Source organism: Acidiferrobacteraceae bacterium (assembly GCA_037388825.1).
Taxonomy (GTDB): domain Bacteria; phylum Pseudomonadota; class Gammaproteobacteria; order Acidiferrobacterales; family JAJDNE01; genus JARRJV01.
Window position 1 is genome coordinate 19,201 of sequence record JARRJV010000019.1, and the last position, 14,708, is coordinate 33,908.

The 14,708-nt window shown below is 62.1% G+C and carries 16 protein-coding genes and 1 tRNA gene; 6 read left to right on the top strand and 11 right to left on the bottom strand.

Annotated elements, in window-relative coordinates:
* Positions 1-11 precede the first annotated feature (11 nt).
* From panB to pcnB, 4 genes are read right to left on the bottom strand one after another with little or no spacing between them, the layout of a single operon-like run.
* On the bottom strand, positions 12-809 hold the full coding sequence (gene panB / locus P8X48_05090; GenBank protein ID MEJ2106691.1) for a 3-methyl-2-oxobutanoate hydroxymethyltransferase: 798 nt from the start codon (positions 807-809) through the stop codon (positions 12-14).
* Positions 806-1,501 (bottom strand): deoxynucleoside kinase, encoded by a 696-nt coding sequence (locus P8X48_05095; GenBank protein ID MEJ2106692.1) that lies wholly within the window; start codon positions 1,499-1,501, stop codon positions 806-808. The genes panB and P8X48_05095 overlap by 4 nt, the downstream gene beginning before the upstream one ends.
* Before the next feature lie 13 nt (positions 1,502-1,514).
* Positions 1,515-2,033: a 2-amino-4-hydroxy-6-hydroxymethyldihydropteridine diphosphokinase gene (folK, locus tag P8X48_05100; protein MEJ2106693.1), complete on the bottom strand. Its 519-nt coding sequence runs from the start codon at positions 2,031-2,033 to the stop codon at positions 1,515-1,517.
* Positions 2,030-3,310 carry a polynucleotide adenylyltransferase PcnB gene (gene pcnB, locus P8X48_05105; GenBank protein ID MEJ2106694.1) on the bottom strand — a complete coding sequence of 427 codons (1,281 nt, stop codon included), beginning with the start codon at positions 3,308-3,310 and terminating at the stop codon, positions 2,030-2,032. The genes folK and pcnB overlap by 4 nt, the downstream gene beginning before the upstream one ends.
* Positions 3,311-3,417: 107 nt before the next feature.
* Here pcnB and P8X48_05110 point away from each other — a divergent pair.
* A tRNA-Glu gene (locus tag P8X48_05110) sits at positions 3,418-3,492 on the top strand.
* Between the two features lie 34 nt (positions 3,493-3,526).
* Here the strand turns inward: P8X48_05110 and P8X48_05115 are convergent.
* On the bottom strand, positions 3,527-4,225 hold the full coding sequence (locus tag P8X48_05115) for an ankyrin repeat domain-containing protein (GenBank protein MEJ2106695.1): 699 nt from the start codon (positions 4,223-4,225) through the stop codon (positions 3,527-3,529).
* A gap of 275 nt (positions 4,226-4,500) precedes the next feature.
* Between P8X48_05115 and P8X48_05120 the strand changes: the two genes are divergently transcribed.
* The gene (locus P8X48_05120) at positions 4,501-5,163 is read left to right on the top strand and encodes a hypothetical protein (GenBank protein ID MEJ2106696.1); all 663 of its coding nucleotides are present in this window, start codon (positions 4,501-4,503) and stop codon (positions 5,161-5,163) included.
* Here the strand turns inward: P8X48_05120 and P8X48_05125 are convergent.
* Positions 5,141-5,803 carry a dienelactone hydrolase family protein gene (locus tag P8X48_05125; protein MEJ2106697.1) on the bottom strand — a complete coding sequence of 221 codons (663 nt, stop codon included), beginning with the start codon at positions 5,801-5,803 and terminating at the stop codon, positions 5,141-5,143. The genes P8X48_05120 and P8X48_05125 overlap by 23 nt on opposite strands.
* A gap of 92 nt (positions 5,804-5,895) precedes the next feature.
* Here P8X48_05125 and P8X48_05130 point away from each other — a divergent pair, with 92 nt between their 5' ends.
* Positions 5,896-7,383, top strand: coding sequence for a glycosyltransferase family 39 protein (locus P8X48_05130; GenBank protein ID MEJ2106698.1), 1,488 nt, complete (start codon positions 5,896-5,898; stop codon positions 7,381-7,383).
* Between the two features lie 2 nt (positions 7,384-7,385).
* Here P8X48_05130 and P8X48_05135 read toward each other — a convergent pair whose 3' ends face one another.
* Together P8X48_05135 and P8X48_05140 are read right to left on the bottom strand one after the other, a co-directional pair.
* On the bottom strand, positions 7,386-7,961 hold the full coding sequence (locus P8X48_05135) for a phosphatase PAP2 family protein (GenBank protein MEJ2106699.1): 576 nt from the start codon (positions 7,959-7,961) through the stop codon (positions 7,386-7,388).
* 19 nt (positions 7,962-7,980) lie between these two features.
* A complete protein-coding gene (locus P8X48_05140) occupies positions 7,981-9,498 on the bottom strand; it encodes a glycosyltransferase family 39 protein (protein ID MEJ2106700.1) in 1,518 nt (505 codons plus the stop codon).
* A gap of 241 nt (positions 9,499-9,739) precedes the next feature.
* Between P8X48_05140 and P8X48_05145 the strand changes: the two genes are divergently transcribed.
* On the top strand, positions 9,740-10,666 hold the full coding sequence (locus tag P8X48_05145) for a lysylphosphatidylglycerol synthase transmembrane domain-containing protein (protein ID MEJ2106701.1): 927 nt from the start codon (positions 9,740-9,742) through the stop codon (positions 10,664-10,666).
* A complete protein-coding gene (locus P8X48_05150; protein ID MEJ2106702.1) occupies positions 10,663-11,877 on the top strand; it encodes a glycosyltransferase family 9 protein in 1,215 nt (404 codons plus the stop codon). The genes P8X48_05145 and P8X48_05150 overlap by 4 nt, the downstream gene beginning before the upstream one ends.
* A 3-nt stretch (positions 11,878-11,880) precedes the next feature.
* On the opposite strand, the gene xerD is transcribed toward P8X48_05150, so the two are convergent.
* From xerD to P8X48_05165, 3 genes are read right to left on the bottom strand one after another with little or no spacing between them, the layout of a single operon-like run.
* Positions 11,881-12,777 (bottom strand): site-specific tyrosine recombinase XerD, encoded by an 897-nt coding sequence (gene xerD, locus P8X48_05155; GenBank protein ID MEJ2106703.1) that lies wholly within the window; start codon positions 12,775-12,777, stop codon positions 11,881-11,883.
* Entirely contained in the window at positions 12,761-13,240 is a 480-nt protein-coding gene (locus P8X48_05160) for a methylated-DNA--[protein]-cysteine S-methyltransferase (GenBank protein MEJ2106704.1), read from the bottom strand. Before P8X48_05160 ends, xerD begins: the two co-directional genes overlap by 17 nt.
* Positions 13,207-14,457, bottom strand: coding sequence for a hypothetical protein (locus tag P8X48_05165; GenBank protein ID MEJ2106705.1), 1,251 nt, complete (start codon positions 14,455-14,457; stop codon positions 13,207-13,209). The genes P8X48_05160 and P8X48_05165 overlap by 34 nt, the downstream gene beginning before the upstream one ends.
* A gap of 28 nt (positions 14,458-14,485) precedes the next feature.
* Here P8X48_05165 and P8X48_05170 point away from each other — a divergent pair.
* The coding region (locus P8X48_05170; protein ID MEJ2106706.1) for a hypothetical protein at positions 14,486-14,708 on the top strand (223 nt) is incomplete at its 3' end.

Genomic DNA, 14,708 nt, shown 5'->3' on the forward strand with positions numbered 1-14,708 from the left:
AATGGGGCTTCCTAGAAACTGTGTTCCGCCGCGGGAAACGTACCGCCCTTGACCGCATCGACGTAGGCCTTCAGGGCCTTGGCTACGGTGCCGTTCTCGCTGAGGAAGTCCTTGGCGAATTTCGGATGCGGACGCGGGTAGATACCGAGCATGTCGTACAGCACCAGCACCTGCCCGTCGCAGTCAGGGCCGGCGCCGATTCCGATGGTGGGAATCTCCAGATCCCGACTGATCTCTCCGGCCAGGACGGCCGGCATCGCCTCGAATACAATCAGACTCGCCCCCGCCTGCTGCAGGGCCAGGGCATCCTTGCGGATGCGGGCGGCCGAATCCTTGTCCTTGCCCTGCACGCGGTACCCGCCCATCTGATTGACCGACTGGGGCTGGAGGCCCACATGTCCGCACACGGGCACCCCGCGCTCGACCAGAAAGCGGACGGTCTCGGCCATTACCTCGCCGCCCTCCAGCTTGACCACCTGCGCCCCGCCCTCCTGCATGAGTCGACCGGCAGAACGCAGTGCCGTTTCGGGATTGACCTGGTAACTCATGAACGGCATATCACCGACAATCAGGGCCCGGTCAATCCCGCGGGCGACGCAACGGCAATGGTAGACCATATCGTCGAGGGTGACCGGGACGGTGCTGGTCTGGCCCTGCACAACATTTCCCAGGGAATCGCCCACCAGCGCGACATCCACACCGGCCGCGTCCAGGGCCGCGGCGAAGCTGTAGTCGTACGCCGTCAGGACGGCGATCTTCTCGCCCTCCCGCTTCATGCGAGCGAGGGTCGTGAGAGTCACCGCACTCATAGTTCGCTCACGATGGGATTGAAGAAGTGGCGCCCACTGCGAATCGAGCGGATCTGTTCCAGCAACAGGGTGAAGTCCTCATCCTTGTCGACGAAATTGACTTCCGAGGCATTGACCATCAGCAGCGGCGCATCGCGATAGTGATAGAAGAAGTCTGTATAGGCCTCGATCAGTCGCTGCAGGTAATCGCGATCGATCGCACGCTCGTAGCCGATCCCGCGCCGGTGCACCCGTTCCAATAGCACGTCGCCTGGGGCCTGCAGGTAGATCACGAGGTCCGGCACGGGCAACTGCAGCCGCAACTGTTCGTAGACCTGCTCGTAAAGCCGCAGCTCATCGGCATCCAGGTTGGCGCGGGCGAACATTGCATCCTTTTCGATCATGAAGTCGGACACATAACTCGGGCGAAACATATCCGTCTGCTTCAGGGTCTCGATCTGGCGAGCGCGCTGGAAAAGAAAGAACAGCTGGGTTGGCAAGGCATAGTGCTTGGGAGACTGGTAGAAGCGTTCCAGGAAGGGATTCTCCCCCGGCTGTTCGAGCAGCAATTCCTTGCCAAACACGTCCGCCAGCCGCCGCGCGAGGCTGGTCTTGCCAACACCGATCGGCCCTTCCACCACCACGTAGTCCAGCCGGCGCGAAGCCGCCTGTCGCTCACGGTCCGCTGCTGCTGTTGTTTGACCTGCCGACACCCACGTCCCCAGCCTAGGTTTGACTTGCCGGACCACGCCCCTGGGCATGACCCGAATCGAGTCGCTCAATTCGCTGGTCCCTGCACGCACGCATCAGTTCCGCCACCGGACCATGCCCCGGAACAGACAATTCCGGATTGAGTTCAAACAAAGGATACAGGACGAAGGCTCGTTCGTGGAGCCTGGGATGCGGCAGGCTCAGCCCTGCCGAACTCAGGACCCGGTCGTCGTACAGGAGCAGATCCAGATCAAGGGTGCGAGGTCCGTCGCGTAGGCCGTCCCTTCGACGACCGTGTTTCGCCTCGATTTGCAGCAGCCGCGCCAGCAGTTCCTCGGGCCCCAGCCCGGTCTCGATGCGGCAGACTGCGTTGAGAAAATCCGGCTGATCGGCAAGCCCGATCGGCCCGGTCCGGTACAAGGATGAACACTCGATCCCGTCCTCCGCCAGTTCTCCCAACTCGTTCATCGCCCGTTTGAGTTGCTGCAGCGGATCGTCGAGATTGCTGCCAAGACCGATGTAGGCCGTACTCACGATGGCTTTCTGCGGCGTGGACGGCGACGACGCCCGCCCCCGGAGGGGTGCAGCGCCCCCACCATGTCCCTGCGCCCGGCTGCGTCGACTTCCTGGAATCGGGTCCACCACTCGGCAAGTTCGGAATCTGCCTCACCGACTTCGGCGCGAAGCAGAAGAAAATCGTAGGCCGCGCGAAAACGCGCATGCTCCATGAGCGCAAAGGCCTGCTTTCCCCTTCGCCGCGCAAAGCGGCTTTGCAGCATCCAGATCTCCCGCGCCGGCCCGCTGAAGCGTCGCGGAATTGTCGTGCGCGAATGCTGCGCGTGCAGCACTTCGGCGATCGCGACCGCGCGCGCCTCGGCCGGGCGGCGGCCATCGGCCTCCAGCTCACTGGCCCGTTCAATCATGGGATACCAAAGCATGGCCGCGAACAGAAAGGCGGGAGTTACCGGCTTGCCCTCGTTCACCCGTTGATCGGTATTGGCCAGGGCCCTGGGAATCAGTACTGCGGGAAATCGATTGTGCTCGTGGGCAAGCGACCGCTCGGTCAAGGGAAACAGATAGGCAAACAGATCGTAGTGGCGCAGCAGTTCGAAGGTCTGAAGCGCCGCACCGCCGTGGAACAGTTTCAGGACCTCGTCGAACATCCGCGCTGCGGGAACCGGCTCCAGCAAACGCGCGCACGCCGCGATCGGTGCCTCGGCAGCAGGGTCGATCCGGAAACCAAGCTTGGCGGCAAAACGGACTGCGCGAAGCATGCGTACCGGGTCCTCCCGGTATCGCTCGTCGGCATCACCGATGACGCGTAACAGGCCACGACGCAGATCCTCGACACCGTTCACGTAATCGACGATGGAGTCGTCTCGTGCATTGTAGTACAGGGCATTGACGGTAAAGTCGCGCCGCACGGCGTCCTCTTCCTGCGTCCCGTACACATTGTCCCGAAGCAGGAGGCCGTCCTCGCTCTGCAGATCAGCCGATCCGCTGCCAGCGGCGGCCCGATAGGTGGCAACCTCGATGATTTCGCGGCCCATGCGGACATGTACCAGACGAAAACGCCGGCCGATGAGGCGCGCGCTGCGGAAGGTCTTGCGAATGGTTTCCGGCGAGGCATCCGTGACGACGTCAAAATCCTTGGGCTCGCGACCCAGGAGAAGATCGCGCACGCATCCACCGACCAGATAGCTGTCGAATCCCGCCTGTTTCAGGCCGTTGAGGACCTTCATGGCGCCGGGACTGATCTGGTCGCGGGAAATATTGTGATCGGATGCCGGAATGATGACCGGTGCGGTCAACGCCTAGTCCTTTTCGGTGGGAATGTGGTCAAGCCCTTGTTGTCTATTCTGGGACCGGACGTATAATACCACCGCTCTCCCGACCGGGGAGAGTTTCCCGACCCGATGCTCCCTTCGTCTAGTGGTTAGGACGCTGGCCTCTCACGCCGGTAACAGGGGTTCGAATCCCCTAGGGAGCGCCATCCGGGGCTCAAATTCACTTCCCTTCGACTTTTGCTAGCGGGCGGCGGCCTGTGCTCGCGGGGCCGCCGCGGCGGCTGCGGTGACATTCTGGATGTGATGCGCACGCCGAATCAACTCAGCCGTGCGCGTGAATCCGCCTTTCTCTGCGATGGACAGCGCCGTGGTGCCGTCGGACTTGCGCACGTCGTGTCGCGCGCCATGGTCGAGCAGCACCCTCACGATGTCCGAATAGCCCTTGGCCGCCGCCACCATCAGAGGGGTAGTGCCATTGACCGTGCGCACGTTCACGTTGGCACCGGCCTCGATCAGCGACTCCACCGTCGCCACCCGGCCGTTGACGATGGCATTGAACAGTGCCGCCGCGCCATGGGTGCTGCGTGCACCCTGCTTCTTCTCAGTACCGGTGGGCAGGCGCAGAAGGCGATTGGACAGGGACATCACCACCATGGCCACCAGGGCCAGCAACAGGATATTGGAATCAACGCCAAATTTGGCCGCCAGTTCCGCCGGCAGATTGGCGCCCATGGCGAGGATCGCTACCACCAGGAGGAGGGTGAATTTGAGATATCGGACCAGGGCCACGCCGACAATGCCGATCAGGCCCGCCAGGAGATAGCGCTGGTCGACGGCAATGTACTTGGCCCAGGTTTCCGGCGCATTGGCGCCCACGGCCAGAACCGCGACCAGGGTAACGATGATCCAGTCTTTGGAGGATTCCCTCAGGATAAACACGTGTGTCCTCTCTTTCGTTTGGTCCCGGAACGCCTCTAACAATGCGCCCGCCGATGCACGGAGTCCACCTACCCCGTGTTTGATAACCGTAAAGCAAATCCCGTACCAGGGCCACGACACGCCTGTGGCAGGGAAAAATACCGGAAAATGGAGGGGATCTACCCTGATATTGGCTCCCGGGGCTCGCCAGGCCCGTTCGCGCCGGTGCACGGGTGGTGACCCAGATGGGCACCCGCGCTGGCCGCTGAGCGGAGGCTTCACTAGACTAGATTTCGATGAACGAGGAACTGGAAAGCCGGCACACCGGAGTTGCAGACCTGATTGCCCACCCGGCCTGGGCAGCGCTGCTGGCGCTCACTGCACTGGGATTCGGGTATCTGGGCCTGGGATTGCCTCAGCACTACTATCAGCCGCTGTTTGCCGCAATCACCCTCGCCCTTCTATGGCGTCACGGCATCATTGAGTTGCCGCGCAACCCCTGGCGATGGCTACTGTTTGTGCTGTACTACCTGGTCCTGTGCCTGATGTACAAACTGCTGATCGGAGGCGGGATCAACACGCCGTTCTCCTGGCTCAAGGTTCCGACCCTGGAGTTCGGCTCCCAGTCTGGAGACGCGCCCTGGTACCAGCAGGTGGTCCCGACCCTGAACATCAAGCTGGTGGGCGTTGCCCACATCAGCGACTGGCAAATCGATATCACGAAGATCCAGACCCTGTTGCTGGTCACCACCTTGATGGCGGCCATGCTGCGCTTCCAGCCCTTTGCGTCGCTGACCGCGCTGGCACTGCTGGTGGTCTCCATCCCCACCTTCATTCACTTCAACTGGGACTGGGTAATGTTGTTCCTGATCTGCGGGACGGCGGCATTCTATATGCAGTCAGGCGCGGCCCATTCCGCCGACCGCAGACGCCGGGCTAGACGGGAAGCCGACGCCTGAGCCAATCCGCAATATCGTCGATTTCCCGGGGACAAACGCTGTGCCCCATGGGATAGTCATGCCACTCCACCTCGGCACCAAGCTTCTGCAAGCGGTCCCGGGCCTCCTGGCCGCGGGCGTACGGGACCAGCGGATCGTCGCGCCCATGCCCCATGAATACATGCAGTCCGACAGGATTTCGGGATACATCGAAATCCACCATCCAGCACGACATGGCGATCACCCCTGCCGGGTACCATGGCAACTGCAGGGCCGTATACAGTGCCAGTACTCCGCCTTGTGAGAATCCGGCAATGACAATGCGCTCGCGGGCGATTCCACGGGTATGCTCGGCGTCGACGAGCGCCATTACCCGTGATGCGGATCGTTGAAGGTCGTCCCGGTTCTCCTCGAAACCGCCGGCAACCGGGGCCATGTCGTACCAGGCGCGCATGACCATGCCTGCGTTGACCGTAACCGGCCGCTTCGGCGCGTGCGGAAAGATGAATCGCACACCCAGATCCCGGGGAAGACCCAGTTCCGGCACAATGGGTTCGAAGTCATGACCATCAGCCCCCAGGCCATGCAACCAGATCACGCTGGCATCACAATCCGGCCGCGTTTCGACGACGACCGGCGCATCGGCATTGCTTCGCTCCATGGGGGCTTCCCGGGGACACCATGGCAGGGACGGAATAATAAGATAACATCGACCCGCACTGGATTCAGGTCGATTCCACCGAACTCAAAACGATGACCGCCGTACCCAAAACCCTCGCACCCCGCACCCCGGCGAGGGCCACTGCCTGGCTGGTCGGCGTGGTTACTCTACTGCACCTGATCGTCGCGGGCCGGGTCGAACTCGGTGCCGATGAGGCCCACTATGCGCTCTACGGGCTGCACCTCGCGTGGAGTTATTTTGACCATCCGCCAATGGTGGGATGGCTGCAGGCCCTGGTCCTGCCGTTTTCGCAATCGGACTTCGCCTTGCGCCTCATGCCCGCTGTACTTCTGGTCGCCAGCAGTACGGTTCTGTATCGCCTGACCCGCACGATTTTTCCCGACGACTCGCCATGGCTGGGATTTGCCGCGGTAGCGGTGCTCCACAGCAGTATTGCCCTCAACACCATGGGCATCATGATGTTGCCGGAAGATCCGCTGCTGTTGTTCGGATTGCTCTCGGTGTCGAGCCTGTACCACGCGGTTCACAAGCCCGCCCTGTCCCGCTGGTTGCTCCTGGGCCTGTTCATGGGGCTGGCCGGCCTTTCGAAATACACGGCCATCGCGCTGGTTCCGACGGTACTGCTCTACCTGCAGTGGGAGAGGAAATGGACCCTGATCCGAACGCCGGGGCCCTGGATCGCGGCACTGGTCGGCGCGATCCTCGTATGCCCGGTATTCATCTGGAATGCACAGCACGACTGGATCTCTCTTGCCTTCCAGTGGCACCACGGAACCGGCGGTACACACTGGAAGATTTCGCGCATGCTCCAATCCCAGGCAGCACAACTGCTGGCCTATGGGCCCGGGCTCTATATCTTCGGCTACGTCGCCGTTGCAAGCGGGCTGCGAAAACGCACCGATCATGGCACCCGCCTCCTGCTTTCCCTGTCTCTGCCTCTACTGGTGCTGTTCGCCTGGAGTTCCGGCAAGACCGCCACGCTCCCCCACTGGACCGCACTTGCGTGGGCCGGCCTTGCGCCCCTGGTTGCGCGCCTTGTCTTCCGTCATTGGCGACACTTCGCCTGGCGACTGGGCGTGGCAGCTTCACTGCTGTACAGCGTTGGTCTGATCCTGGTCCTGCACAGCCTGCTGTTTACGCCCTGGTTGAGAATGCCGCCCTACGCCAACCCGCTGGCGGAGGTCTATGGCTGGCAGGCGGCAGCGAAACGGGCGCTGGCCCTGCGACAGGAAATGGAAAGGACACCGGGTTCGAAACCCGTACTCTTCACCGGATACTGGACCGAGGCTGCGCGCCTGGCGTGGTACGCACGCCCGCAGCGCCTGGTCGTCACAGACCGTCGCTACGATCAATTCGACCTGTGGTTTGGCTCCCCCCGCAAGGGGGCCCGGGGAATCTTCATCGCCACCCGGCGCTGGCACCATGGACCACGCACCGAAGGGCCCAACAGTTTTGCGCGCTGCGTTCGGGTGGATCACCTCGATATCGTGGTCCACGGGCGCGCATTCAACACCTTCACGTTCTACCGCTGCAGCGGCTACGGACAGCACGCACCGTAGTCTCAGGACTCATCCAAACCGGTAACGGGAGCCACTGGCGCCACAATGGCCGGAAAGCGCAAACGATGCAGCCACCAGGCGCTGGCGCCCAACAGCCCGCCCCAAACCCAGCCGAAAAGCACGTCAAAGGGATAGTGGGCGCCGACATATATCCGGGATACGCCGACAGCCAGCGCCAGAACAACAAGAAACGGCAGCGCCCGTCGATAGAACAGGCCGGCATAAAGGGCCAGCGCCGACATATTGATGGCGTGGTTGGAGGGAAAGCCGCTGCTGTGCCCGCACCCCACCAGCATTCGAACACCGGAAAGATCCGCACACGGACGTGGCACGTGGAAGATGTGTTTGAGAATCGCCCCGGTGGCGTCCGTAAACACGATCAACAGAATCACACCGACGACCAGGTGCGTTCCACGGGGACGTCCACGTGTCAGCAGCCATGCCGCCGCCGCCAGGGCCGGCACCACGGCCGTATCGGGATTGGACAAGGCGCGCATGAACGCGTCCAGCCAGGCATAGTGATGGCCGCTGTCCTGATTGATCCAGAAAAAGACGTTCCGATTCAGTTCATGCAGCATGGCTGGCGATGCAATCGCGTCAACGCGATACAGGCACGTAGATTCCGTACCACCGCGGGTACTCCGGGGCGATGAGCTCCACTTCCCGATCCTTCTTCCACTCACCATCCTTCGACAGGGATATGCGATCGGGCAAGTCCCCGGGATGGCGGGCGTAGTTTATATAAACGCAGAACGGTCGCCCGTCATCGTATCGACCGTCCTGGTTCCAGATGGTGTGCTGATTCATACGCGCGCCGGTACGCACCACGACCGCCTGAACATCGTCGAGTTGCAGTGAAATCTCCGCGGCCAGGGTATGCCGGCGAAGCAGTATCCGGCAATCTCCTGCCTGTTTCTGTTTGGTGTAGACCTCGCGCACGGCGGCGCCGAGCTTGGGCCAGCCATAGGTAAACGTGATCTGCGTATTCCTTGGCAGGATATCTATGCCGGCGTTGATTGCACCCAGCGGATAGCGCGTGAGGTTCACAATCACGAATGAAACCAGACAGGTCGTGATTATGACGGCGACAGACCTGGTCCGCGCGCGGCTCGAGGCGTTCGCAAGCCAGTTCGACAACGCGCCCCCCAACAGGATGGAGCCAGGAAGATAGGCCATCGCGGGCCAGTTCGCGCCGGGAACTGCGGCCAGCCCGGTCGCGGCGAAAAACAACAAGGGCACGGCGAATCCGGCGATCAACAGGGCACGAGCGAATCCGTCAGCAACCTGCCGCCGGGACTGCACGACGGCAAACACCATGGCAATCCAGGTCCAGGGCAGGACCGCCGCCATCTGCGTCACCAAGTAGGCCGACAGGTTATAGCCCCACGAACGGGCGTGGCTGGTCACGCCGTGATGCAACTGGAAGCGGAATGAAATCCAGTCGTGCTGGTAATTCCACAGGACCACCGGGAGAAACAGCAACGCCGCCAGGATCCCGGCCAACCACGGCCAGGGACGCCTGAGCTCCTTGCGGCCGGACGCGGAAAAGATCAGCGCCAGGAATACCGTAGGTGGCAGAAAGACTCCGTTGTATTTGCTCAGCAAGGCCGCACCACTCGCCAGACCGGCATACACCCAAAGGTCCCAACGGCCCAGCGTATGGGCCCGGTAGACCAGTTCCAGGGCAAGTGCCGTAAACAGCATCAGCGGGGCATCGGGTGTGACGATGTGAAATCCGATCTGCGTCAGGGGCAGGCTGGCGAATACGAGCACCGCGTACAGACCGGAGGCGACAGAGTCGGGGTAAATCGCGCGGGCCAATCGGTAAACCACCGTGGCCGACACGAACCACGCAAACACCGCGGGCAGGCGCAGTGACCATGCGTGGTCCCCCAGGATGGAGGTGAACAGGCGAATGGTCCAGGCCACCCCCGGGGGGTGATCGAAATAGCTCCAGGCAAGACGCTGCGACCAGACCCAGTAGTAGGCCTCGTCCGTGTGTACTCCCACGAGCAGCCAGCCGACGAGGTTACCAAGCACAAAAAGCAGGATCAGGATCGCTGCCCAGGGAGCGGGACGAACAAAGGTCAGAATCTTTTCGCGAAGCTCAGTCACGTGGGGATCCAAAGCCGGTTGGGCCAGAAATTTGTTTCCCGTATAATCGGCGAGCCCTGCGCCCTGCCCAATACGGTCTGTGGCCCGTTCGGAGGCACCCGATGGAGTTCCGATGGAACGAACCGGGGACCCGCCCAACGCCACAGCGCGGGCTACTATACCAGAGCCACGCACGAATACTTAGGAAGCTCCCAACGCCGGATCCCTGTCGCCCGACCTCGACCCGCTCAGCGCGCCCAACATGACCTCGCACGTAATAAAGATTCTGGTATCTATCGGACTGCTTGCCCTGATCGCCTACCATGTGGACCTGCGTGAGGTTTTTGGCATCATCTCCCACAGCAATCCGTGGCTGTTGCTTCCGGCATTGCTGCTCCAGATCGCCAGTTTTCTGCTGGCCGCGTTTCGCTGGCACATGATTATGCGCGCACTGGACTTTGATGCCGGGCTCCCGTTTTTTGTCCGCAGCTATCTCAAGGGCACCTTCTTCAACCAGGCGCTGCCGACCAGTATTGGCGGCGATGCCCTGCGGGTGCTCGAAGCCGGACGCCTGGGTCGAGGCAAGCGCGAGTCGTTCTACGGCGTGTTCATCGATCGCATCATTGGTCTGGTCGGCCTGCTGGTGCTGAATCTTGCCGCCGTCAGTTACCACCCCTTGCTGTTGCAGGTCCGGCCGGAAATACACTATGTCATCGTCGGCATCGCCGTGCTGGGGATCGTCGGTATGATCGTGCTGGCCTTTCTTGGCAAACTCCACTGGCTGTCGCGAAACCGGATCACCCGCCTGTTGTTCGACTTGTCGAACCGCGTCCGCACGGTCTACCACAACTTTGCGTCCGTCAGCGAACAGCTTGTCCTGTCGGTCCTCATCCATCTGCTGGCCATGCTGGCAATTTTTCTGGTCGGACTGAGCGTGGGACTGGACTACAGCCTGTTCGTGTACCTGGTCATCGTTCCGCCCGTTATCCTGCTGACGATTATTCCGATTTCCCTCGCCGGCTGGGGTGTGCGTGAAGGCGCAATGATCGGCCTGTTTACGCTGATCGGGGCACAAAGAGCGACGGTCCTATCCATGTCGGTACTCTATGGCCTGCTGCTGATCGTGGCATCCATGCCCGGCATGTATTATTTTCTTCTCGCACGGCACAAGAAGGAAGTTGCCCAATGAACGTCGACCGGATGCGCAAGATCGACTACTACGCCGGCGTGCCGCTCACCTTTTTCGCTACGCTCCTGGTCCGCGGTATCGGTCTGGTGATTCGGCGAGCCCGGGTCAAACCGAAGAATGTGCTGTTGATTGAGCTGTCTGAAATGGGCAGCGCGATTCTGGTCGATCCGGCAATGCAAAAACTCAAACGCGAGGCCGATGCAAACCTGTTCTTCTGCATTTTCGCCTCGAACAAGCCCAGCCTCGAACTGCTGGGGACTGTGCCTGATGAAAATATCTTCACCATCCGCGAGAAGAGCATCGCCACCCTCGCGTTGGACAGTCTTCGCTTCCTGTTCTGGACCCGGCGCCGCAAGATCGACACGGTCATGGACCTCGAACTGTTCTCGCGCTATACCGCCCTGCTCACCGGTCTCTCGGGCGCGCGCAACCGCGTCGGCTACTACGGGTTTCACAACGAGGGATTGTATCGCGGCGAAATGTTGACCCATCGCGTGGCCTACAACCCGCACCAGCATATCGCCCGCAACTTCATCGCACTGGTCAATGCCTCCCTTGCGGAAAATCCGGAAACGCCATACTCCAAGACCCGTATCGACGACGACGAGATCGTCCTGCGCACGGTCGAGGTACCCGAGAACGAAAAGCAGCAGATGCGCGAAAAGATTCATGCAGAATTCCCGCAATTCGATGCCGCGCGGCAGCGGGTGGTACTGATCAACCCAAATGCCTCGGAGCTCCTGCCGCAAAGACGGTGGATGCCGGACCGCTATGTGGAACTTGCGCAACGTATCCTGGATCGCTTTCCCGACGTCTTGCTACTCCTGACCGGTGCGCCTTCGGAGCGGGATGAGGCTGACGATCTGCGCCGCCGCATCGATCGGGATCGATGCGTCAACTTCGCCGGCCGCCTGAAATTGAAGGAACTGCCGACGCTCTACTCCGTGTCCCGGCTGATGGTCACGAACGATTCGGGGCCCGGCCACTTCTCATCCATCACCCCTTTGCGAACCTTCGTCCTCTTCGGCCCGGAAACACCCGCCTTGTACGGGTCTCTCGGGAACTCGACACCGATCTACGCCGGCCTCGCCTGCTCGCCATGCGTGAGTGCCGCAAACCACCGCAAGACCGCCTGCACCGACAATGTCTGTCTGCAGGCCATCACCGTGGACCAGGTGTTCGCGGAAGTCGAGGCCGAGCTGGCCGGCTAGCGATCAGCCCCGCGGATGATGTTCCGCATGCAACTGACGCAATCGTTCACGCGCGACGTGGGTATAGATCTGGGTCGTGGAAAGATCGGCGTGTCCAAGCAACATCTGCACTGTGCGCAGGTCCGCGCCATGATTCACAAGGTGAGTGGCGAAGGCGTGACGCAGGGTATGCGGTGAAATGGAGGAGCGGATTCCCGCCGCTCGCGCGTAACGCTTAATGTTGTGCCAGAAGGCCTGACGCGTCATGGCCGTACCCCGGTTTCCCGGAAACAGGGCGTCAGTGCTGGCCCCCCGCAACAACTCCCCCCGGGCCGACTCCAGGTATTCCTGCAGGCGGTCCACCGCCTCCTCGCCCAGGGGCACCAGCCTTTCCTTGTTCCCCTTGCCGGTCACCTTGACCACACCCTGGTCCAGCCGCAGCTGCCCGAGTCTCAGGCTGACGAGCTCGGATACGCGCAGGCCGGTCGCATACAGCAGTTCAAGCATGGCGCGGTCGCGCACGCCGGAAGCCTTTTCCGCATCCGGTGTCTCCAGCAGACGCTCCACCTCTTCCTCGCTCAGACTCTTGGGCAGCGGCCGCCCAAGCCGGGGAGACTCCAACTGTACGGTCGGATCCCGGGTGCACTGGCCTTCTCTCACCCGATACCGGAAAAATCGCCGCAACGCCGATAGCTGACGGGCCGTGGTGCGTGGCTTTCGGCCATGCTGTACCGCGTGCGCAAGATAGGCCAGCAGGTGCTCCCGTTCCGCGTCGACCAGGGAAATTCCCTGTCCCTCCAGCCAGTTGGCCACCCTGACCAGATCGCTTCGATAGGCATCCAGGGTATTGCGACTCAGGCCGTGCTCCGCCCACAGCGCATCGACGAACACATCGATCGCTTCTTCACTTTCCGGTTTCATGCATCAACAGCCATCGTTTCATGCGTAAGGCACGACCGCCTGTGCTTCCCATATAGCCGCCATCTCCGTTTTGCCCCACCACGCGGTGACAGGGGATGACTATCGGGACCGGATTGGCGCGGCAGGCTGCGCCGATACTGCGTGGAGATGTCGCCAGCTTCCGTGCCAACTGGCCGTAGCTCACTTCATGACCCGGGCGGAGTCGACGCAAGGCCGAACGCACACGACCCTGAAAGGGCGTGGCGGCAGCCTGGAGAGGCAGCCGAAAGCGGAAGGACGAATCACGAAAGTAGGCCCGCAGCTGCCGTTGGACCTCCCGGGCCAGGGCGTTGCCCGGTTCTCGCAATTCCATGGTATCGGGTACCAGGTCGATTGCCAAAACGGCATGCGCGTCGGTGCGGATCCCCAAACGCCCGAACGGCGCGTCCACTACTGCGTCGTAGCCTTGCTCTTGACCAGCCATAGTTGCTGAATCTTACGCTCAATCAGGGCCCGTTGCTCCGGCTCCTGGGTAACGCGCAGGAGGGCCGTGAACACATTCCCTGCATCCTCGGCAAGACCGGCATTGGCCAATGCCTCGGCCGCGTGAAAGCGCGCGCTCTGCCCCCACAAGTCCTTGTCGCCGGCCGGACCCATGGCGGCGGAGCGCAGGTACAGTTCCGCCGCATCCTGATACTGGTCGAGGGCCGATTTGGAATCCGCCATCCAGTACAGGAGTTCGCGCCGGGTTTTCGTGTCGTCAACCCGGTCGTAGAGCGCCTGCAACAAACGGAACGCTTCCTTGTTTTCTTTCACCGCCTGAAGGTCAAACAGGACCTGGGTCACCCGATGCGCCAGCTTTGGGGGAAATTTCTCGCGCACCGAAATCAGCTTTTCCAGCAAGCCGGCCGCGGTCACGGGATCACCGGCGTACACCAGGGTACGGGCCCGGCGCAGAACCCACTGGTCCGCGTCCTCCCCCTCGGGCGGCTGCGCGAAATCCTTCATCAGCCGGGCCGCCTTTTTGATGTCATGGACCTTGAGGGCCTCGTTCACCAGCCGAACCCGAACACCGGCAGGGATTCGATCCAAGGACGCGAATCGCTCCGATTCCGTATACAGGGCCGTCACCACCAGGGTGCCCCCGGCGTCGTAAAGGGAATCCGTCAGCTTGCGATGGGAAAGGGCCTGAACGTCATGACTCGCTGCATTCAGGGCAAGGAATGCATACAGTGCGCGTGCCGTGACCGGGTCTTTTTTCTCCACGGCCTTGGCCTTGCGCAGCCAGGGTGCGTCGTCACCCACCAGAAGACGGTCGCGATTGCCAACCTGTTCGGCCAGTTTGGTGTAGGCCTGCCAAAGGTCGTCGGCCTTCACCGGGAAGAAAGACGCAAGGCTTCCGTGAACCGGCGGGAGAATCAGTGCATGCTCCAGCGCAAGAGCCCGCAGATGGGGATCCCCGGACCGCCTGGCCGCGTCGGCAAGCAGGGTCCATGCGCTGCGCCGGACGCCGCGGTCCAGTCGTTTGCGTTGGGCAAGCTTCACCAGCGCGCGGGTAATGGTGCGGGTCTTGTAGGCATGGGTCTGCAATGCAGCGTACAGGCGCAACAGTCGGGCCTCGTCCGTATCAACCCCGACCAGAACACGAAATGCCTCCGCGTCCCGCTGACTGCGCAACAACACCGTCGCCCTAAGGACCATCCAGGCATCGGGCGACTGGAAGGCGCTGGTGCAACGGGCCGATCGCCTGATCCCGGATCTGCCGCCGGAGTTCGTGAACTGGATTACCACCGAGGCCGCCCGGGCGGAGCTTTCCAGCGGCGACGGCGCCGGTGCCCGCCGCTTGCTGCGCCGCCGGTTGTGGCGCGCCGGGCCGTCGACGTCAGAAGACCGGGCGCGCTGGCGGCGCCTGGTGATTCGCAGCTACCTGGTCGACGACCGGGTCGATGACG